This is a genomic window from Leucobacter faecis (genome assembly GCF_054456635.2).
The window spans coordinates 152,538-173,142 of record NZ_JBTJEP020000007.1 but is presented as its reverse complement, the minus strand read 5'-3'; the positions used below and the strand labels follow the sequence as shown (position 1 = coordinate 173,142).

16 protein-coding genes, 1 rRNA gene and 1 riboswitch are annotated in these 20,605 nt (G+C 65.5%); of the genes, 14 read left to right on the top strand and 3 right to left on the bottom strand.

Annotated elements, in window-relative coordinates; all coding sequences use genetic code 11:
* Positions 1–89: ribosomal RNA gene (gene rrf, locus ACXR2T_RS08015) — 5S ribosomal RNA — on the top strand; the annotation flags it as partial.
* A gap of 71 nt (positions 90–160) precedes the next feature.
* On the opposite strand, the gene nucS is transcribed toward rrf, so the two are convergent.
* Both nucS and ACXR2T_RS08005 read right to left on the bottom strand, forming a co-directional pair.
* Positions 161–853, bottom strand: coding sequence for an endonuclease NucS (nucS, locus tag ACXR2T_RS08010; RefSeq protein ID WP_458838802.1), 693 nt, complete (start codon positions 851–853; stop codon positions 161–163).
* 9 nt (positions 854–862) lie between these two features.
* Positions 863–2,107 carry an MFS transporter gene (locus ACXR2T_RS08005; RefSeq protein ID WP_458838803.1) on the bottom strand — a complete coding sequence of 415 codons (1,245 nt, stop codon included), beginning with the start codon at positions 2,105–2,107 and terminating at the stop codon, positions 863–865.
* A 104-nt stretch (positions 2,108–2,211) separates the two neighbouring features.
* Here ACXR2T_RS08005 and ACXR2T_RS08000 point away from each other — a divergent pair, with 104 nt between their 5' ends.
* The 3 genes from ACXR2T_RS08000 to ACXR2T_RS07990 all read left to right on the top strand — a co-directional run bounded on the left by ACXR2T_RS08000 (position 2,212) and on the right by ACXR2T_RS07990 (position 6,102).
* Positions 2,212–3,501, top strand: coding sequence for a PucR family transcriptional regulator (locus tag ACXR2T_RS08000; RefSeq protein WP_458838804.1), 1,290 nt, complete (start codon positions 2,212–2,214; stop codon positions 3,499–3,501).
* Between the two features lie 136 nt (positions 3,502–3,637).
* Entirely contained in the window at positions 3,638–4,996 is a 1,359-nt protein-coding gene (locus tag ACXR2T_RS07995; protein ID WP_458838805.1) for an MFS transporter, read from the top strand.
* Positions 4,993–6,102 (top strand): alcohol dehydrogenase catalytic domain-containing protein, encoded by a 1,110-nt coding sequence (locus ACXR2T_RS07990; protein WP_458838806.1) that lies wholly within the window; start codon positions 4,993–4,995, stop codon positions 6,100–6,102. Before ACXR2T_RS07995 ends, ACXR2T_RS07990 begins: the two co-directional genes overlap by 4 nt.
* A 109-nt stretch (positions 6,103–6,211) precedes the next feature.
* Here the strand turns inward: ACXR2T_RS07990 and ACXR2T_RS07985 are convergent, their stop codons facing one another.
* Positions 6,212–7,564: an MATE family efflux transporter gene (locus tag ACXR2T_RS07985; protein ID WP_458838807.1), complete on the bottom strand. Its 1,353-nt coding sequence runs from the start codon at positions 7,562–7,564 to the stop codon at positions 6,212–6,214.
* Between the two features lie 86 nt (positions 7,565–7,650).
* On the opposite strand from ACXR2T_RS07985, the gene ACXR2T_RS07980 reads away from it, so the two are divergent.
* From ACXR2T_RS07980 to ACXR2T_RS07935, 10 genes are all read left to right on the top strand, one after another.
* Entirely contained in the window at positions 7,651–9,663 is a 2,013-nt protein-coding gene (locus tag ACXR2T_RS07980) for a M13 family metallopeptidase (protein WP_458838808.1), read from the top strand.
* Positions 9,664–9,703: 40 nt separating this feature from the next.
* Positions 9,704–11,011 carry a DUF4232 domain-containing protein gene (locus ACXR2T_RS07975; RefSeq protein WP_458838809.1) on the top strand — a complete coding sequence of 436 codons (1,308 nt, stop codon included), beginning with the start codon at positions 9,704–9,706 and terminating at the stop codon, positions 11,009–11,011.
* Between the two features lie 35 nt (positions 11,012–11,046).
* Positions 11,047–11,140, top strand: a riboswitch (TPP riboswitch).
* A complete protein-coding gene (gene thiM, locus ACXR2T_RS07970; RefSeq protein WP_458838810.1) occupies positions 11,130–11,969 on the top strand; it encodes a hydroxyethylthiazole kinase in 840 nt (279 codons plus the stop codon). Its footprint overlaps the riboswitch before it by 11 nt.
* Complete coding sequence (gene thiD / locus ACXR2T_RS07965; protein WP_458838811.1) at positions 11,966–14,368, top strand: bifunctional hydroxymethylpyrimidine kinase/phosphomethylpyrimidine kinase; 2,403 nt, start codon at positions 11,966–11,968, stop codon at positions 14,366–14,368. Before thiM ends, thiD begins: the two co-directional genes overlap by 4 nt.
* A 149-nt stretch (positions 14,369–14,517) precedes the next feature.
* Positions 14,518–15,336 (top strand): DUF1684 domain-containing protein, encoded by an 819-nt coding sequence (locus ACXR2T_RS07960; protein ID WP_458838812.1) that lies wholly within the window; start codon positions 14,518–14,520, stop codon positions 15,334–15,336.
* A 139-nt stretch (positions 15,337–15,475) separates the two neighbouring features.
* Positions 15,476–16,990, top strand: a complete 1,515-nt coding sequence (locus tag ACXR2T_RS07955) for an ABC transporter substrate-binding protein (RefSeq protein ID WP_458815833.1) — start codon at positions 15,476–15,478, stop codon at positions 16,988–16,990.
* 6 nt (positions 16,991–16,996) lie between these two features.
* Positions 16,997–17,959 (top strand): ABC transporter permease, encoded by a 963-nt coding sequence (locus tag ACXR2T_RS07950; protein WP_458838813.1) that lies wholly within the window; start codon positions 16,997–16,999, stop codon positions 17,957–17,959.
* The gene (locus ACXR2T_RS07945) at positions 17,956–18,897 is read left to right on the top strand and encodes an ABC transporter permease (protein WP_458838814.1); all 942 of its coding nucleotides are present in this window, start codon (positions 17,956–17,958) and stop codon (positions 18,895–18,897) included. The genes ACXR2T_RS07950 and ACXR2T_RS07945 overlap by 4 nt, the downstream gene beginning before the upstream one ends.
* On the top strand, positions 18,894–19,778 hold the full coding sequence (locus tag ACXR2T_RS07940; RefSeq protein ID WP_458838815.1) for an ATP-binding cassette domain-containing protein: 885 nt from the start codon (positions 18,894–18,896) through the stop codon (positions 19,776–19,778). The genes ACXR2T_RS07945 and ACXR2T_RS07940 overlap by 4 nt, the downstream gene beginning before the upstream one ends.
* Positions 19,775–20,548, top strand: a complete 774-nt coding sequence (locus ACXR2T_RS07935) for an ABC transporter ATP-binding protein (protein ID WP_458838816.1) — start codon at positions 19,775–19,777, stop codon at positions 20,546–20,548. The genes ACXR2T_RS07940 and ACXR2T_RS07935 overlap by 4 nt, the downstream gene beginning before the upstream one ends.
* Positions 20,549–20,605: the final 57 nt, after the last annotated feature.

Here is a 20,605-nt window from a genome sequence, read left to right as displayed (position 1 = left end):
CCGGTCACATTCCGAACCCGGAAGCTAAGACTGACTGCGCCGATGGTACTGCACTCGGGAGGGTGTGGGAGAGTAGGACACCGCCGGACACCTTTTTACAAAAGGGGCTGGTTCACTTAATCGTGAACCAGCCCCCTTTTTTTTGGTGATAGCGCCCCACTTAGAACAGTGTGTTCTGATCCTCCATGCCGCGCATCGCGTCATAGTCGAGCACGAGGCATCGAATACCGCGGTCTTCTGCGAGCGTGCGAGCCTGCGGCTTAATCTCTTGGGCCGCAAAGACGCCCACCACGGGTGCGAGCAGGGGGTCGCGGTTCATCAAGTCAAGGTAGCGGGTGAGCTGTTCGACACCGTCGATCTCACCGCGGCGCTTGATCTCAATTGCGACCGAAGAGCCCAGCGCGTCACGCGCCAGAATGTCAACCGGGCCGATGGCGGTCATGTACTCGCGACGTACGAGCGTGTGGCCGTCGCCCACGAGCTCGATCTGGTCTGCCAGCAGCTCCTGCAGGTGTGCCTCGACGCCGTCCTTGATGAGGCCGGGGTCGACCCCTAAATCGAAGGAGGCGTCGTGCAGGATCTCGAACAGTGAGACCACGAGCTTGTCGGCCGTCTTCTTCTGCGTCACCTGCCACAGCTCAATGATGCCGGCGGCCCTGTGGTCGTCCTCTAACTCGAGCTCGGTGCGCGAGCACGGCGGGCTCATCCAGTTCAGCGGCTTGTAGCTGCCCCCGTCAGAGTGCACGAGAATGCTGCCATCGCCCTTAAGCATGAGCACACGCTTCGCGCGGGGTAGGTGAGCAGAGAGACGCCCTGCATAGTCAACGGAGCAATCAGCAACAACAATACGCACCGCGTCAGTCTAACCGTTCGCGCCTGCTGGTACCCCGCGTTCGCGAGCAACGCCTGCGGCAATGAATACAAAAACAGCGAATCCGACGAGCGGCCAGAATGCGGGCAGCAGGCCCAGATGTTCACCGAGGAAGCCGATGAGCATGGGGCCGAGTAGAAACGCGGTGTAGGCGATCGCAGACACCGCGGCGACCCCCTTTACAGCGGTCTTGGGGTCGTCAGCAGCCGCCGAGATACCGACAGGAAATCCAAACGCGCAACCCATGCCCCAGAGCACCGCACCCGCCACGATCGCGATGGGGGAGGGCACGAGGATGGTGACGGCAACACCTGCGGCAATGAGCACGGCACCGGCGCGCAGCACCGTGACGCGGCCAAAGCGAGGCAGCACCCAGGCGCCAGACAAACGCGTAAGCGTCATCGAAATAAAGAAGGCAGCGAGCAGCAGAGCGGCGGTGTCGTTGGGGAAGCCGCGGCCGTCTGCGAGAGCGAGAGGCAGCCAGTCGCTTGCTGTGCCCTCGGCAAGGCTCATGCTCATGGCGATGAGACCGATCACGAGAATGCGCGGGTCGCGCCACGGCGTGTACCCGTCCTGTGGTTTCAGGTCGGACGCAGGAGCAGAAGCAGGAGCAGGTGTGGGAGCGGCGACAGCCTCGTGGTCGAGCTCGACCCCGCCGGGTAGCACGCGCAGGGCGACGAAAACGCCCACCAGCACGATCAGGTAGATGATGCCCAGGTGTACCGGCACGGCGACGCCCGCGCTTTCGGCGAGGGCACCAAGACCCATCGACGTCACGCTGCCGAGACTGTATCCGGCGTGAAACAGTGACATGCGGGGTTTGCCGAGTGCTCGCTCGGCGCCGGCGCCGCTCACGTTCATCGCGACGTCACTCGTCGCAAACGTGAACCCAAAGACGGCGAGAGCGATGATCGCAGGTACAACGAGCCCCAGCCAAAATAGCGTCGCGGCGAGCGGCAGCATCACGGTTTGCGTGACGACAAACGCGGCGAGTACGCGGCGCGCGCCAAACCGTGACACGGTGCGGCCCGACAGCACGAGACCCGTGACCGAACCCAGCGCGAGCGTGAGCCCGATCAGACTCATCTCAAACGTTGACGCTCCGAGGTGGTCGCGCAGCGCTGGCAAACGACTCAACCAGCTGCCAAACCCGGTGCCCAACAGGGCGAATATGGCGAGGACGCCGTAGGTCCAGCGGGCAGCGAAGCGGGTGTCGCCTGAGGCCTGGTGATGCACGATACTCCTGTGGTCGCGCGACCCGATAAGGTCGACGATTCAGCGTACCAACGGTGCGCTCGAACGCGTAGTGTGGGCTGTACAACAGCAAGTGAGTCTTCGGAGTGAATCAAACAGTGCAGAGACGCGATGATGAATTGAATTCAACTCAACCATCTGTGCTCGACGAACATGGCGATTCCGTCTTAAGCCGCGTCGAGAACCGGATTGTCGAGCTTGGCACTCGCTTGGTCGATCGGTATCGCCGCGAACTCGTTGAATACCGCGGTCTTGGGCAGAACACGGTCGAGAATGACATGCTGCCACTAGCCATTCGCAACATTCGCGATCTGCTTGAAAGCTGTCGCACGGGAGTACCGTTCGGTAGTGAGGAGATTGAGAATTTCCGATCGTCTGCCGCCCGACGGTCGTACCAGTTTGTGTCAATGCAGAGCGTGCTGCACGCCTACCGGATTTGGGGGCAGACGGTCTGGGAAGCGATTCACGAGGAAGCAAGCCGCGGAACCGATGCTGAGCGTAATGCAGCCTTGGGGATTGCGCGCAGCGTAATGGAACACGTTGACCGAGTATCGGTGATCGTCGCGCAGGCGTTTCTCGAGGAAGCATCGGGGATTCGGCGTGATCACAACTTGTTGCGCGGTGACTTTCTTGACGCGCTGTTACTCGGCAAAGCCACCACTGAACCTGCCGAACGGTTTCTGACCGTGATGGAAGTCGAGTTGCAACAGCACTATGTGGTGGTGCTTTTCCGAAGAATGCCGGGTGAGGAAGAGATTGACTTGCGATCAGCGCTGGCGACTGCCGTGTTTCACTTGCAGAGGTCGGGCCTGCAGGAATCTGGCGAGGGTCTATTGTCGGGAATTCGCGGCGACGAAATCGTGGTGGTTGCTCCAGTCGATACACCCGCTGACTACGAAGCATTGAAAGCGCGATCACGAGAAGCAGCTGGTCAATTGTCGGTCTTTGTCGGGGCGATTGGGCGCATGCACCGACAAGTTGCAGGCATCGTGAAGAGTTATAGCGAAGCGCACGAGGCCGTAGTGACTGGCCTGTCTGCCGAGTTAACCGGACAGTGCCTCGCGTACTCAGACGTGTTACTAGATAACCTCGTGCGTGAATCCAAGTACGCGGATGACTTGCTCCAAGAGGTGATTATTCCCTTGAATGATTATGATGCTCGTCGTGGTACGGAGTTGTTGCATACTCTTGAGTGTTTCTATGACAACCGCTTCAACCTGTCGCGTGCCGCCGCAACATTGCTGGTGCGACCCAACACGGTCACGTATCGCCTCGAACGGATTCGAGACATTACGGGTTACGACCCGGCGTACCCCGACGGGCTGTTACTGCTGAGTCTTGCTCTGAAGCGACACCGCATTCGTAGAATTCTATAACCAGTTGCGCTTCTTGCAATGAATTGTCTGATTTTCTGCAGAAAAGTCCATTCAAGAGGTTGGAAGTTGCCCTCTACAGTGTGGGGAGCGTCTCTTCGACGCGAATGCACCATGAGGGATTCAAAGGAGATGGCCCATGGCTTCCAATACACAATCGGTCACGGCGAGACGGGTCGCGTTCGCGAGTCTCGTTGGTACCAGTATCGAATGGTATGACTATTTTTTGTTCGGTACAGCGGCGGTTCTCGTCTTCAATACTCAGTTTTTCAGCAGCCTTAACCCGACGGCAGGAATGCTCGCCTCGCTTGCAACATTTGGAGTGGCATTTATCGCTCGGCCCTTTGGCGGTATCATTTTCGGGCACTTTGGGGACCGGATCGGGCGTAAATCAATGCTCGTGCTCTCATTGCTCATGATGGGAGGCGGCACGATTGTGATCGGTCTGCTGCCCACCTATGCGCAGATCGGTGTTTGGGCGCCGATTTTACTGGTGGCGGCACGCGTATTGCAGGGCTTCGCTGTTGGAGGTGAGTGGAGCGGCGCGGTGTTGATGGCGGCTGAGCACGCCCCTGCCGACAAACGCGCCTTTTACGCGAGCTGGCCTCAGAGCGGTGTCCCGATTGGAATGGCATTGTCGACGGGGGCGTTCTTCTTTATTCAGTTGTTACCAGCGGAAGACGTGCAAGCCTGGGCTTGGCGTATTCCGTTCCTAGCGAGTGGCATTCTGGTGGTGCTTGGGTTGTGGATTCGCCTCACAGTAACCGAATCTCCAGAGTTCGCAAAGATTAAAGCATCGGGCTCCGAGGCCAAGTTGCCCGTCGCTGAGGTAATGGCGACGTCGAAGAAGCCACTGTTACTTGGTATCTTCGTTCTCTTCGCGCCCAATATACCGTTCTACATCGCAACTGTGTTTCTACTTACTTACGTACCCGAAAATGTGGGTATTGGTTCGAGTGTGGTGCTACTCCAACTCACTGTCGTCTCTGTGCTCGAGGCCTTCACGATCCCTCGCGCGGCACAGTTGGCCGATAAAATTGGCCGTTCGAAGACGCTAATGATCGGCGCGGGGATGTTTATCGTGCTGGCGTTTCCCATGTTCTTGATGATTAACACCGGATCTGCGTTCTGGCTCTTCATCGCCTTGCTTCTACTCTTGCCCGTCTCACACGCGTTGTCGTACGCTGCCGCGGCGAGCTACATCTCAGACATCTTCCCAGCTCGTGTCCGATACACAGGAACGGCTATGTCATACCAACTGGGAAGCATCGCGTCGTCGGCAGTAGCGCCGCTCATCGCGGGAGGACTTCTTGCTGCAACCGGATCTTGGGTGGGCGTGGCGCTCTACCTTGCTCTAGCGGGGGCTATAACCGTCACAGGTCTCGCGGTGTCGGGTGGCGACGCAGCACTGCAGCATAAGGGCGAGGACGGGCGGAATTCGCCCGGGAATCGCAGCGGAGATACGGGGCCTAAGGATAAGGTGCTGGTGAACCGATGAACATTACAGGAGCCGTTCTCGAAGAGTGCGGGCGCCCGGGGCCCTATGAACAAACTCTCCCGTTGTCGGTGGGAGAACTGCAGCTCGCATCACCCCAGCAAAATGAGGTATTGGTACGCATGGAAGCCGCAGGGGTCTGCCATTCAGATCTCTCGGTCATTAATGGTGATCGCGTTCGTCAGGTGCCGATGGTCCTTGGGCATGAGGCTTGCGGCATCCTTGAAGAAGTGGGTGATGGTGTAGATCTTCAGCCTGGCCAACGTGTGGTAATTGTGTTTCAACCCCGATGCGGCGAATGCGAAGCTTGCCGCGTGGGTGGGAGAAAACTATGCACGCCTGGTAACCAAGCAAATTCAGCTGGTCTGCTGATGGGAGGCGGTATGCGCCTGCAACGTCAAGGGCAGCCGGTTCACCATCACTCGGGTGTTTCGGGGTTCGCCACTCACTCAGTGCTCCACCGCAGCTCAGTGATTCCGATCCCGCAAGATGTGCCCGCTCACGTGGGTGCGCTTCTTGGTTGCGCGGTTCTTACCGGGGGTGGAGCCGTTAAGAATGCTGCCAGAATCCGTGCTGGTGAAACCGTTGTCGTGTTTGGTGCGGGCGGCGTCGGTCTAGCAGCAGCACTAGTTGCCTCCGCACTGGGAGCATCCAGGGTGACGGTCATCGACCCTATCGAAAGCAAGCACGAGGTTGCGTGCAAGATCGTGGCAGATGAAGCTATGACGCCTCAGGAAGCCGTCGAATGTGGCTTGCAGGCAGATATCGTGATTGAGGCGACAGGTAACGCACATGCCTTTGAGCAGGGAATCGAAACGCTGGCACCGGGCGGCCGACTCGTGGCCGTCGGTTTGGGTCACCCGGCCGACACCGCGAGGGTCAACCCGCTCGGGGTAGTGTCACAGTCAAAGACCATCATTGGTTCGTATCTGGGGTCTGGAGATCCCGTGCGAGATGTGCCTGAGTATGTCGAACTATGGAAGGCAGGCCGCTTGCCAGTTGAACGACTGGTAAGCGCAACTGTGGGACTGCGTGAGATCAATCGAGCAATGGACGACCTTGCTGCCGGTCGTGCCCTTCGACAGATCGTCGACTTCTCAATCGCGTAGATCTCATATGTGACGACTGCTCCGGCCTCTCATATGGAGGCCGGGGCAGTAGGGGTGAGTGATGGCTGAAGTGCGGCGCGGGGTGCGGCAGCTTGGAATGATCCGGAGCTTAGGCCCCAAGCACCACCCAGCGGTCGCCCCGAGCGCGCAGCCCGAGGGTGAGCGCGCGGGCGAGCATAAACACGAGCGTAAACCCGGCAGTGAGCGCGACGAGCGCGGCGGTGCCGGTGGGCACGAGCACCGTGATCGCCCACAGCACGGGCAGGTAGAACGCGAGGTTCACGAGGCTCGTCCACGCGAGGTAGCGGGCGTCGCCCGCGCCCATGAGCACCCCGTCGAGCACGAACACGAAGCCGCCCAGCGGCAGTGAGATACCCAGCGTGAGCACCGCGGCGGGCAAGATCGAGAGCACCCGCTCGTCGCTCGTGAATACGAGGCCGAGCACCGGGCTGAGCGCGGCGAGCAGCGCGCCGATCGCGACGCCGCAGGCGACGCCCCAGAACACGCAACGCCGCACGATCGCCTTCGCGCGGGGGGCGTCGCGGGCGCCGAGCGCGTCACCCACGAGCGCCTGCGCGGCGATGGCGAGCGCGTCGAGCGCGAACGCGGCGGTCGAAAAAACGGTGAAGATAACTTGGTACCCGGCGGTGGCGGCGGTGCCGTGACTCGTTGCTGCAAACACGGTCGCGAGTAGGGCCGCGCGCAGCCCGAGCGTGCGCACAAACAACCACCAGCCGCTGCGGCCAGCGTGCCCGAGTCCGTCGCGCCGGGGCCAGGCGCCCGCGCCGGCCTGGCGCGCGTGCCGCGCAATCACGGCGAGGTAGACGGCAACCATGCCCCACTGCGCGATCACCGTGCCGATAGCGCTGCCCGCGACACCGTAGCCGAGCACGTAAATGAACATCCAGTTGAGGCCGACGTTCGCGGCGAACGCGATCGTCGCCACGACGAGCGGTGTGCGGGTGTCCATGAGCCCGCGCAACAGCCCGCTCGCTGCGAACACGAGCAGCATCGCGGGCACACCGAGGCACGAGATCTTGAGGTAGGCGAGAGCCGCGGCCGCGGTCTCAGCGTCGACTCCAAAGGCAGCCACCAGGGGGCCCGAACTGAGCCACAGCACGCCGCCCACGATGACACCGATGCCGAGCGCCAGCCACAGCCCATCGATGCCCGCCTGCACTGCACCAGTGAGATCGCCCGCACCCCGCCGCCGGGCGACGAGCGGAGTCGTCGAGTACGCAAGAAACACCATCAGCCCGACGGCAGTCTGCAAGATCGCGCTGGCGACCGCGAGCCCCGCAAGCGGTGCGGCGCCCAGGTGCCCCACCATCGCCGAGTCGGCAATGAGAAACAGCGGCTCGGCGATGAGCGCGCCGAGCGCGGGGAGCGCGAGGTGCGCGATCCGGCGGTCGATGACGGCGCGCTGAGCGCGGTCGCGCGGGGACTGGGGCGTGCGGGGCATACACGCAACGCTACCGGGCTGCGCCCGCCGCTACGCCGCCAGCTGACTCTCGCCACGCGGCCCGGGGCGCCCGCTAGGCTTGACGCATGAGCAACGCAGCGCCCGCCTCCGGCCCCGTATCAGGCAGCATCTCAGGTCAAATCTCAGGCATCGACCTCGCAGAACTCGACCCCGCGACCCGCCCGCAAGACGATCTCTATCGTCACGTCAATGGCCGCTGGATCGACCGCACCGAGATTCCCGGCGATAAGGCTCGCTATGGCTCCTTCGCCGTTCTCGCCGAGAACGCCGAGGCCGCTGTGCGCGACATCATCACCGGCACTGAGGCCCCCGCGGCCGGCGCCCCCGCCCAGACCGAGGCCGACAAGGTCGCGGCCCTGTACGCGAGTTTCATGGACACGGAGCGCGTCGACGCACTGGGGGCCCAGCCCATCGCGCCGGATCTCGCGCGTGCGGCCGAAGTCACTTCAATCACTGAGCTGGTGGCGCTCGTGGCCGAGCTCGAGCGGCAGGGGCTCAGCGGCTTCTACGGTATGTTCATCGACAACGACCCGGGTAACCCCGAGCGCTACATCGTGTTCGTGATGCAGGGCGGTATTGGCCTGCCCGACGAGTCGTACTACCGCGAAGAGCAGTTCGCCGAGATTCGCGAGCAGTACCGAGCCCACATTGCGCGCATGCTGGCGCTCGCGGGCGTGGCTGACGCCGAACGCGTCGCCGAGCTCGCCTACGGGCTTGAAGCGCGCATCGCCGAGTCTCACTGGGACAAGGTCGCCAGCCGCGACATTCAAAAGCTGTACAACCTGCGCACGTTCGAGGGGCTCGGCGAGATCACCCCCGAGCTTGACTGGCCCACCTACCTTGCCGCGATGGGCGCCCCCGAGTCTGCGTTCGCCGAGGTCGTCGCCGCCCAGCCTGAGGCCCTCGCCGGGCTTGCTGCTCTGCTCGTCGATAGCGAGCTCGAAGCATGGAAGGCCTGGCTCACCTGGTCGATCGTGCGCGGGTCCGCGGCGCTTCTGTCGCAAGAGATTTCACGCGCCAACTTCGACTTCTACGGCACCGCACTCACCGGTGCACCCGAGCAGCGTGACCGCTGGCGCCGTGGCGTCTCGTTTGTTGAGGGGGCGATGGGCGAGGCGGTAGGCAAGCTCTACGTTGAGCGTCACTTCGACGAAAACTCGAAGGGCGCGATGGACGAACTCGTCGGCCACCTGATCGAGGCCTACCGCGACTCGATCACCTCACTGTCGTGGATGAGCCCCGAAACCCGCGAGCGCGCCCTCGACAAGCTCGACAAGTTCACGCCCAAGATTGGTTACCCCGTCAAGTGGCGTGACTACTCGGCGCTCGCCGCTGACTCGGGTGACCTGCTGGGCAACTCGCGCCACGTCGCTGAGTACGAGTTCGCGCGCGAGTTCGCCAAGATCGGCAAGCCCATCGACCACGACGAGTGGTTTATGACCCCGCAGACGGTCAACGCGTACTACAACCCGGGCTTCAACGAGATCGTGTTCCCCGCCGCCATCTTGCAGCCGCCGTTCTTTGACGTGGCGTGGGACGCGGCGACGAACTTCGGCGCGATCGGTGCGGTGATTGGGCACGAGATCGGTCACGGCTTCGACGACCAGGGCTCGCGCTACGACGGCGACGGCAAGCTCGTCGACTGGTGGACGGAGGGCGACCGTGAGGCGTTCGAGAAGCTGACCGGCGCGCTGATCGAGCAGTACAACGAGCTGTCACCCGAGGGCGCAGACGGCCAGAAGGTCAACGGCGAGCTCACCATCGGCGAGAACATTGGTGACCTCTCGGGCCTCGAGATCGCGTGGAAGGCGTATCTGCGCTCGCTCGCCGGGGCCGAGTCGCCGGTGATCGACGGCCTCACGGGAGCCGAACGCTTCTTCCTCGCCTGGTCGCAGGCGTGGCAGCAGAAGTCGCGCCCCGCAGAGACCGTGCGGCTGCTCACGATCGACCCGCACTCGCCCAACGAGTTTCGCTGCAACCAGATCGTCAAGAACCTCGAGGCGTTTCACACCGCGTTCGAGACGCAGCCCGGCGACGGGCTGTGGCTCGACGAGGCCGAGCGCGTCTCGATCTGGTGATCCAGACCTGGTGATCCCGACCTGGTGAAGTAGGGCGACGATGAACATGATGCGGCGTAGCGTCCTCTGGCCCAGTGCGACCGCGGGCCTCCTGTGGCTGCTGGTTGGGGGCGTCGCGCAGGCGCTGACCTGGTTCACCAGCGTGGGGTGGCTGATGCGGCCGGTGGCGCCGCACACGATGCCCGGCGCCGTGTGGATGTGGCCCGGCGCGTGGGGCATCGCCGCCGCGCTGCTCGGCGCGCTCGCGGTCGGCTGCGGCACCGCCGCGGTCTTGGCCTTGCAGGCGCGCGGCCCCTCCTTCGGCTGGGTGGGGGCCGGGCGTGCCTGGCTCGCGATGATTCTGGCTTCGACCGTCGTGGGCATCGCGACCGACGTGGGCGTGCTGCTGGGCTTTGGCCCGATCCCCAGCGTGGGGGAGGGGCTCAGGTCTCAGCTATCCATCGCCAGCCTCGGCTCGTACGCTGCACTGGGCGCCTACTTTGGGGTGCTCTACGGGTGGGTTGCGGCGCTGGTGGCCCGCTCGCTCGATCGGGCCGCGCTGCGCGAGGCGGTGCGGGCGGCACAGCTCGAGGCGGCGGCGGGCGCTGGGTTTGATCCGGATCGTGCGGAGAGCAGCCGTGGCGCCGGTGTCGGCGGAGCGCCCGGGCCCAGAAACGTCGCGCCGCCGCGCCGCGCCGGCGCATTTGTGGGCGCGGTGCTGCCCGTGCTGGCGGCGGTAGCGCTCGCCGTCGCGTACACGGCGGTGTCGAGCGAGGGCGCGCGCGTGCACACGCGGGTCACGCAGGCCGAGCTTGCCCAAGCAGAGCGAGACGCGGCAGAAGCAGCCGGGGTTTTAAGCGTTGGTGCCCTGCCAGATTCGACTGCCGAGGGAGATCCCGTGCCCAGCCGCGACGAGGGCGCGCCACCGCGCGACCCAACGTGGTGCAGCGCCGCAGACACGACGCTCATGTTCGATGGGCCCGATGCGGCGACAGGGCATCGCCTATTGACGCTGCGCGTCGTGAACGGCGGTGAGGAGTCGTGCGTGCTCGAAGGGTATCCCGACATTGCGTTCGCCGATCAAAATGGCCACCTGCTCGATGCAGAGCTGTCACACGGAGGCTCTTTCATGCGGCAAGATGCGGGGCCCGCGGCGATCACGCTCGAGCCAGGAGCTTGGGCATCGAGCGGCATCGGTTGGAATGCGAACTCGACGCAGGGTGAGCTCGTGGCAGCTCAGGTGTACAGCGCGCTCGTGCCGGGAGACGAACGGCACGCATGGCCGCCGCGCACGCCGCTCGACATCGTGCCGGGAGCGAGCGTGGCAGTGAGCGCCTGGGAGCCCAGCGACGGGCCGCAGCCTGATTGATGCGGTCGACGCGCACCGTGCGATAGGCTCACACTGCAAGTGACACGGGGTGCCGCGTAAGCGGCTGAGACCACACCCGTCGAACCTGATCTAGTTCGTACTAGCGAAGGGATGTCGCGTGAGCGATCGTCTATTTTGTACACCCGCAAACCTGGCCACGGCCACCCACCAGCTGCTGGCGGAGGTGAGACGGCGCAGCCCGCTCACCCACTCCATCACCAATAATGTGGTGCCCAACTTCACGGCCAACGTGCTCCTGGCGCTGGGAGCGGCCCCGGCCATGGTCGACATCGTGGGCGAAGCCGGAGCGTTCGCCGAGGTCGCCGATGGTCTGCTCATCAACCTGGGCACACCGACCCCCGAGCAGTGCGGCGCCATCGCCGAAGCCGTGCCGGGCGCCGCTTTAGGCGGCACGCCCTGGGTGCTCGACCCCGTCGCGGTGGGCCTGCTGCCCATTCGCACGGCCCTCGCCCACGAACTTCTCGCGGCCGGCCCCACGGCGGTGCGCGGCAACGCATCAGAAATCATTGCGCTCGCGGGGCTCGGCGACGGCGGGCGCGGCACCGACGCAGCTGACGACGTCGATCAGGCACTGCCCGCAGCGCTCCGGATCGCCACCCGCCAGCCCGGTACCGTCGTTGCGGTATCGGGCGACCGTGACCTCATCACTGACGGTGCAACCGTGGTGCGCGTACTGGGCGGAAGCGCACTGCTCACGCGGGTGACGGGAGGCGGCTGCGCACTCGGTTCGGTGATCGCGGCCTTCTTGGGGGTGCGGGCAGACATACCTGCGCTCACGGCGGTCGCGGCCGCGCACGCCGTCTACAGCGTTGCTGCCGAGCATGCCGCGCTCGCGTGCGAAGGTCCCGGCACATTCGCCGCGCACTTTCTCGACGCGCTCGCCGCAGTGACGCCCACAGCAGTGGCCGCGCAGGCTCGATTCGAGGTGGCAGCGTGAACGTGCAACTCGACGTCTACTTCATCACCGACAGGGCGCTGAGCGGCCCCCGCGGCGTAGCTGAAACGGTGCGTCAGGCGGTAGATGGAGGGGCCACGATCGTGCAGCTGCGCGATAAACACGCAAGCTTTGACGAGCTGCTTGACGAAACCGAGCGGGTCGCCGCTGCCATCGCTGGCAGAGTGCCGCTGCTCATCAACGACCGGCTTGATGTAGTGCTCGAAGCGCGCAAGCGTGGAATCCGCGTCGATGGTGTGCACCTGGGGCAGGGCGACACCGCTGTGTTGGGTGCGCGCGAGGCGCTCGGGCCCGACGCCGTTATTGGACTCACCGCCAATGCCCCCGAGCATCTCGACGCGGTAGCCGCGTTGCCCGCGGGAACTGTTGATCACTTGGGGGTGGGCGTGATCCGGCCCACCAGCACGAAGCCCGATCACCCTGAGCCGCTTGGCGTGAGTGGGTTTGAACGGTTCGCGGCCCGCGCTGCGCAGCTGGGTCTGCCGTGTGTGGCGATTGGCGGCGTTGAAGTGGGGGACGCCGCCGCACTGCGGCGCGCGGGGGCCGCGGGGCTTGCCGTTGTCTCGGCGATCGCGGCCGCGCCCGATGCTGCGGCGGCAGCGCGGCAGTTTGTGCGCGCGTGGCAGTCGGCTGATCAGCCGCGGCGCGAGCAGGAACCGTCCGCAGAAGCGCTGCGCGAGCAGGCGCTGCCTGCCGCGGGGCCCACGAAGCGTGCGCGAGCGAGTTCGACGCCGAACGTGCTGTCGATCGCGGGCACCGATCCGACGGGCGGTGCTGGAGTGCAGGCCGACCTGAAGGCGATTGCGGCGGGCGGCGGCTATGGCATGGCCGTGGTGACGGCGCTCGTGGCGCAGAACACCAGGGGCGTGCGTGAGGTGCACATCCCGCCCACAGCGTTCTTGGCGGCACAGCTTGACGCCGTGAGTGACGATGTGCGCATCGATGCGGTCAAGATTGGCATGCTCGCGAACGACGCCGTGATTGACACGGTACGCGCGTGGCTGGAGCGGGTGCGGCCGCCGCGCGTGGTGATTGACCCCGTGATGATCGCGGCGAGCGGTGACACGCTGCTTGACGAGCAGGCTGTAGCAGCGCTGCGACGATTGCTGCCGCTGGCAGACCTGGTGACTCCGAATCTGCCCGAATTGGCAGTGCTCGTGGGCGAGCCGGAGGCAGAAGACTGGGCGGCGGCGCTCGCACAGGCCGCAGAACTGGCGAAGCAGTGTGGCGTGCGCGTGCTTGCGAAGGGCGGGCACCTCGCGGGGGACGCGGTGCCCGACGCGCTTGTGCTGCCATCGGGGGCGATGCAGGAGTATGCGGGGCGCCGGATCGCGACCCGCAATACACACGGCACCGGGTGCTCGCTGTCGGCGGGCATCGCGGCCCGAGCGGCCCGGGGCATCGACTGGAGCGACGCTGTCGCCGAGTCAAAACTGTGGTTACGCGAGTCGATCGAAGCCGCTGACTCACTCGACGTTGGCGGCGGGGCAGGGCCCGTGCACCACTTCGCCGGGATGTGGCAGCGCGGCGGGTTGGCGACCGTTGGTGTGGGTGTGGGTGTGGGTGTGGGTGTGGGTGTTGGCGTTGGCGTTGGTGTTGGTGTTGGTGTTGGCGGGTCTGAGTGTGGGGCTGGCGGGGTCGCCACTAAGCGGCTGCGGGAGGATTGGTGGCAGGGCATCGCTCGGGTGCGTCAAGAGACAGACGAACTCGGATTCATTACGCAGCTCGCCGACGGCACTCTCGACCGCGCAGACTTCTTGTTCTACGTGGCGCAAGATGCGCTGTACTTGCGTGAGTATGCCCGCGTGCTGGCGCGCATCTCAGCATTGGCGCCGTCGTCGCAAGAACAGCAGTTCTGGGCCGACAGCGCCAAGGGTGCAATCGCGGGTGAATATGCGCTGCACGAGGAGCGGCTGAGCGCCGGTGTTGCTGCCGGTGTTGCTGCCGGTGTTGGCGTGGCTGCTGGCGAACCGGTTGCGGGTGGGGTGGCCCAGGCCGGCACGTCGACTCGACTCGGGGGAGCGACCCAGCGTTCGCGCGTTACAGACGGCTACATCTCGCATCTGCTCGCGGCCACCACGAGGGGGTACGCGGTGGCCGCAGCGGCGGCGCTACCGTGTTTTTGGATGTACACCGATATTGGCACGCGCCTCAAGGGCGGGCATCTCGGCGAGTATGCGCGTTCGAGCGATCACCCGTACGCCGAGTGGCTTGACACCTACGATGACCCCGCATTTGCCGTCGCCACCGAGCAAGCGATCAGCTACGTGGCTGCGGCAGTGACCGCTGCACACGAGCACACGAGGGCCGAAGCGTGGCGTGCGTTTGCCGTGTCGGCCGAGTGGGAGCGCGACTTCTTTGGGCAAACCCGGGCCCGCTGATCAATACTGGAGGGCTGACACACAGCTGGCGGGGCGACCGCCAGCTGTGTGACGCTGTGTGTCGGGTGTGGTGCAGCCGATTCGTGCGCGGTAGGGGTTATGCGCCATGCTTTCAGTAAGTGAATAGCTCGTATTGCAATAATCGAGTAATGAGCGCGACGAAGGACACCGACTTGACGACCGCGACACCCCAGGCCGCGCACGATATATGGCGCGAGAGTCGCTACGAAGCATTGATCGCCCCCACCGGCAACCTGAGCCTCACGCTGACGCGGTGGCTGCCCACCGGCACCTCCGCTGAAGACGCGGCCGCGCAGGTGGCTCAGGCGCGCACCACTGACGCCGTCACTGTCACTGAGCTGTCGCGCCGCAACATCGGCACCGGCGAACCCGAGTACGGCCTGCGGGTGTGGGATGCGCATTCGCAGGCGATTCGAGCCTTCGAGCACGTCGACACGTTTGACTACAACCCCGACTGGGTGGTCGACGCGACCTTTACCCCCGTTGCGGCCGATCGCACCGTGCCGTTTGAGCACATTCGCGATGCCGGTGGCACACGCGACCTTGTGGTGCCCGGCGATATTACGTTTGAGCGCGACGGGCAGAGCTTCACTCTCGCTGCCTTCGACGACGACGGCACGCTGCTACTCGTCTTCGGTGACCCCACGAACACCGCGACCGACGACACCCAGACGTACGGCTCTGGCCGGTTCTTGTTCGTCGAGTTCACCGATGGCGAGACGAAAGCTGACGCTGAAGTTGACGCTGACGCTGACACCGTCACGCGGACGCCAGCGCGCCCGGTGCGGCTCAACTTTAACCGCGCCTTCGTGCCCCCGTGCGGGTTCTCGGCGCAGTACAACTGCCCCATGCCGCCCCCGCAAAACCGCCTCCCCTGGCCGGTCACCGCGGGCGAGAAGCTGCCCGTCTTCTCGGGCGGTTTCGACATTTACGACGCGCTGGTGTGACGCGCTTCATCTGACGCGCAGGCCCTGATCCGGAACGAAGCCGGTTCGCCCCACGGGCCTGCAGCCAGCCAGGCCCGCAACACCCAAGCACCCAAGCACCCAAACCCACCCCCACCCCCCCCACTCCAAAGGAACCCCGATGCCCTCGTTCAAGAAGCACCTCTTCGCCGCAGCAGGCGTGCTCGCCGTCTCGGCGCTCGCCCTTACAGGCTGTGCAGGGTCAGGCGGCCAAGACCGCGGCGGGGCAATCGGCCCAGACGCCACGATCTCGATCGGCTCACTCTACGAGCCCGTGAACCTGAGCAACACCGCGGGCGGCGGCCAGGGCGTAACCGAGGCGCTCACCGGCAACGTGTACGAGAGCCTGTCAAAGCTGAACGACGACGGCACGGTCACACCGCTGCTCGCGACGGGCCACGAGGTCAGCGATGACGGCCTCACCTACACGTACACGCTGCGCAACGACGTGAAGTTTCAGTCGGGCAAGGCCCTCACCGCCGAAGACGTGAAGGCCAGCATCGAAGCCGTACTCGCCCCCGACTCGCAGTCGGCGCGCAAGGGAAGCCTCGAGGTCATCACGGGCATCGAAACCCCTGACGAGCACACGGTCGTGTTTACGCTCGACCAGCCGTCGATCTCGCTGCCGTACCTCCTTTCGTACGTGTGGATCATTAACGCAGATGCCACCGACATTGAGAAGCAGGCCGACGGCACCGGCCCGTACACGCTCGGTGAGTGGAAGCGCGGCTCGACCCTCACGCTCGACCGCTGGGACGACTACTGGGGCGACAAAGCAACCAATAAGCAGGTCGTGTTCAACTACTTCACCGACGCAACGGCCGAAGACACCGCGCTGCGCAGCGGCCGCGTCGACCTGATTACGAGCGTGCAGAACCCAGACTCGCTGCCGCAGTTCGAGCAAGAGGGCGGGTTTACGATCAGCGAGGGCCAGTCGACCACCAAGGAGCTGCTCGCGTTCAACGACCGCGTTGCACCCTTCGACGATGCCAAGGTGCGCCAGGCCGTCTACTCGGCGATCGACCGCGAGAAGCTACTGAACGCGATCTGGGGCGACTACGGCACCCTGATCGGCTCGATGGTGCCGCCGAGCGACCCCTGGTATGAAGACCTGAACGACCTCAACCCCTACGACCCGGCACGCTCAGAAAAGCTGCTCAAAGAAGCGGGTCTGCCAGACGGCTTCGAGTTCACGCTCGACACCCCCAGCTACGACCCGCACCCCGCGGTCGCAGAGCTCTTGCAGTCAGAGCTCAAAAAGGTGGGCATCGACGTCAAGATCAACACGATCAGCGCCGACGAGTGGTACACGAAGGTGTTCAAGGAGCGCGACTTCGAGGCGACGCTGCAAGAGCACGTGAACGACCGCGACGTCGTCTGGTACGGCAACCCCGACTTCTACTGGGGCTACGACAACGCTGAAGTGAGCAAGTGGATTAGCGAAGCTGAGCAGGCCGCCACCGAGGCTGAGCAGACCGACCTACTGCGCAAGGCCAACCGTCAGATCGCCACCGACGCGGCGAGTGTCTGGCTGTACCTCTACCCGCAGATCGTCGTCGCGTCTGACAAAGTGTCGGGGTATCCCGTCAACGGTCTCAACTCGCAGTTCTTCGCGTACGACATCGTGAAGAAGTAGCCGCCTATGCTCGCATACGTGCTGCGGCGCGGCGCGCTGCTGCTGGGGTCGTTCGCCATCGCAATGGTGCTGATTTTTGTACTGTTGCGCATGCTGCCGGGCGACCCCGCCAACGCGCTGCTCTCGGTGGGCGCAACAGATGAGCAGATCGCGGCCGCCCAGGCACAGGTCGGCTCCGATAACCCGCTGCTCGTGCAGTTCGGTGCGTGGGCAGCGCAAATGCTGCGCTTCGATCTTGGTGAATCGGTCATCACCGGCGCCGCGATCGGCCCCGACGTGGCGGCGCGGCTGCAGGTCACGATCCCGCTCACACTCATCGCGTTCGTGGGGGCGGTGATCGTTGCCCTCGTCGCGGGTGTTACGAGCGCCGTGCGCGCCGACCGATGGTACGGCGTCGCCCTCTCGGGCGTCGCCCAGCTGGGCATCGCGGTGCCCGTGTTTTGGATCGGCATGATCCTCGTGTGGATCTTCGGCCTCATGCTCGGCTGGTTTCCGACCGGAGGGTTTCCGACCGACGACTGGGCCTACCCGCAAGACGCGCTCTCATCGCTCGCACTGCCTGCCATCTCGATCGCCATCGTCATGGGAGCATCGTTGACCCGGTACGTGCGCTCGGCCACGCTCGACGTGCTCGGCAGCGACTACCTACGCACGGCCCGCGCGCACGGATCGGGGTTTGGTGAGGCGCTGTGGCGCCACGGCCTGCGCAACGGCTCGGTGCCGGTGATCTCGATTCTCGGTATCGAGCTCGCGTCAACCCTGCTGGGCGCGGTCGTCGTCGAGAGCGTGTTCGCGCTGCCGGGGCTCGGCAGCTACCTCGTCGACGGCATCGCCAAGCACGACTTCGCCGCTATCCAAGGAGTGCTCGTGGTGACCACGCTCATGGTGCTGCTCGTCGGCTTCACCGCCGATCTCGCGCAGCGCTTCGTCGACCCCCGCCTGCGCAAAACCGCGGGGGTGAGCGCATGACCGCGCCAGTGACCGGCCAGGGCGAGACCGCCCCCACGGGCGAGCGCACCACGGGCCAGCACGCCGCGAGCTCCCTGGCTGCCGCGGGCATCGCGGCAGAAGGATCCGGATCAAAAAAGCGCCCGCGCAGCGTCACCCTGTGGGCGGGCGCCGCGATGGTGGGCCTCGTCGTGCTGGCGGCCCTCGTGTCGCTTGTGTGGCTGCCGTACGCGCTCGACGATACGTCGGGCGGGCGGCTCGAGGGCCCCAGCCTCGAGCACCTGTTCGGCACCGACAAGCTGGGCCGCGACCTCGCGAGCCAGCTGATGGTCGGTGCCCGCATCGCGCTCGCGGTCGGCGCCGGGTCGGTCGCGATTGCGGCCGTGTTGGGTGTCGCGATTGGGCTCGTGGCGGCGCTTGCAACCGCGTGGGTCGACGACGCCATCTCGGCGTTCATCGACGTCGCGATCGCCTTTCCGGTGCTGCTCACGGCCATGCTTTTCGTCGCGCTGCAGCCGCCGTCGCTGGGATCAGCGATCGTCGCGATCGGCCTCGCCATGTCGGCGGTCGTCGCCCGCATCGCCCGCATCCTCGCGAAGGGCATCGTGTCGGCGCAGTTCGTGACGGCCGCCCGCACGAGCGGCACCTCGACCTGGGGCATCGTGCGCCGGCACCTGCTGCCCAACATGGCGCCCACGCTGTACGTCACGTTCGCGCTGCAGTTTGGCGCCGCGGTACTCGCCGAGGCGAGCCTGTCGTACCTGGGGCTCGGCGCGCCGCCGCCCAACGCCTCATGGGGGCGGCTGCTGCAGGAGGCGCAGGGCACCGTGCTCGTGGCTCCCGCCGCCGCGATCGCACCCGGAATCGCGCTCGTCGTGCTCGTGCTCGGCGTGAACTTCGTAGCCGACGGCCTGCGCGACGTCGCCGACCCCACCCGCCGAAAAGGGAGTGCCGCATGAGCGTCGCTGCAGCTACGCCCGACCTGTTGCGGGTGAACGGCCTCTCGATCGATGCGGGCGCGGCCCGCCTCGTGAACTCACTGTCATTCACGGTCGCGCCCGGCGAGCGAGTGGGGCTCATCGGCGAATCCGGATCAGGCAAATCCCTCACCTCGCTCGCCCTGACCGGCCTGCTGCCGGCCGGGCTCACCGCCACCGGGTCGGTGCGGCTCGACGGCGTCGAAACCGTGGGCGCCTCGGAGGGTGCACTCAAGCCGCTGCGGGGCGCGGCCCTGGGCATGGTGTTTCAAGAACCACTCACCGCGCTCGACCCGCTCATGCGGGTGGGCAAGCAGATCGCTGAGCCGATGCGCCGCCACCTCGGATTGCGCGGTGCCGCCCTCGGCGCCTCGGTGTCGAAGGCGCTCGCCGAGGTGAGTCTTTTTGAGCCGAGGTTCGCACGGGCTTTTCCGCATGAACTCTCGGGCGGGCAGCGGCAGCGGGTCGCGATTGCTATTGCGCTCGCTGCTGGGCCGCGCCTGCTCGTCGCCGATGAGCCGACCACCGCGCTCGACGTGACCGTGCAAGCCGAGGTGCTCGCCCTGCTCGATCGGCTGGTGGCCGAGCGCGGCATGGGGCTCTTGTTTGTGAGCCACGACCTCGCGGTGGTGTCGCGCATGACCGACCGCGTGCTCGTGTTGCAGCGCGGCGACGTGGTCGAAGAGGGTGCGGTGGGCGCGCTGCTGCGGGCCCCGTCGCACCCGTACACCGCGCAGCTCGTGGCGCACGCGCGGGCGCTCGATGCAGCCCTCGACGGGGTAGCTGCTGGTGATGCGGCGGGTGACGCTGGTGCGGGCGAAGCTGCCGGGAACACTGATGCAGAGGGTGATGAGGAACGATGACCACGATTGCGGCCCAGCCGTTGATAGAGGCCCGCGGGGTCGACTTTTCGTACGGTAAACAGCTGACGCTGTCGGGTATCGACCTCGCGATTGGCGCCGGTGACTCGGTGGGCATCGTGGGGGAGTCTGGCGCGGGCAAGTCGACGCTTCTGGCGCTGCTTTTGGGGCTCGCGGCGCCCAGCCGTGGCGAGGTTCTGTTTGAGGGGGCGCCGCTCAACCTGCGCGATCGTGCACTGATGCGGCGGTTTCGCGGGTCGGTGCAGGCCGTGTTTCAAGACCCGTACTCGTCGCTCGACCCGCGGCAACGCATTGACCGCATCGTGTCAGAGCCGCTCGAGTCCCTGGGACTCGCGCGCGGTGCTACCGCCCGCAGTCGGGCGCTGGCCGCACTCGAATCGGTGGGGCTACCCGCAGACGCGGGCAACAGGTACCCGCACGAGTTTTCGGGTGGGCAGCGGCAGCGCATCGCGATCGCGCGGGCGACGGTGGTGGCGCCGCGCGTGCTCATCGCCGACGAGCCGGTGAGCGCGCTCGACGTGAGCACACGCACGCAGGTGATCGAACTCGTGAACTCGCTGCGCGAGACGCACGGGCTCGCGCTGGTGATGGTGTCGCACGACCTCGGCTCGGTCGCGGCGACCTGCGCTCGCACGGCAGTGCTCGAGAAGGGTCGGCTGGTCGAAGTGGGTGCGACGCGCGAGCTGCTGGTGTCACCCCGCGAGGCTTACACGCGGTCGCTCATCTCGGCGATTCCCCGCCTGCCCGCGTAGCCGCGCCTCCGGCCGAGTGCAGGCAGCGGGCAGAGCCAGCGTCTCGAGCATCGATCC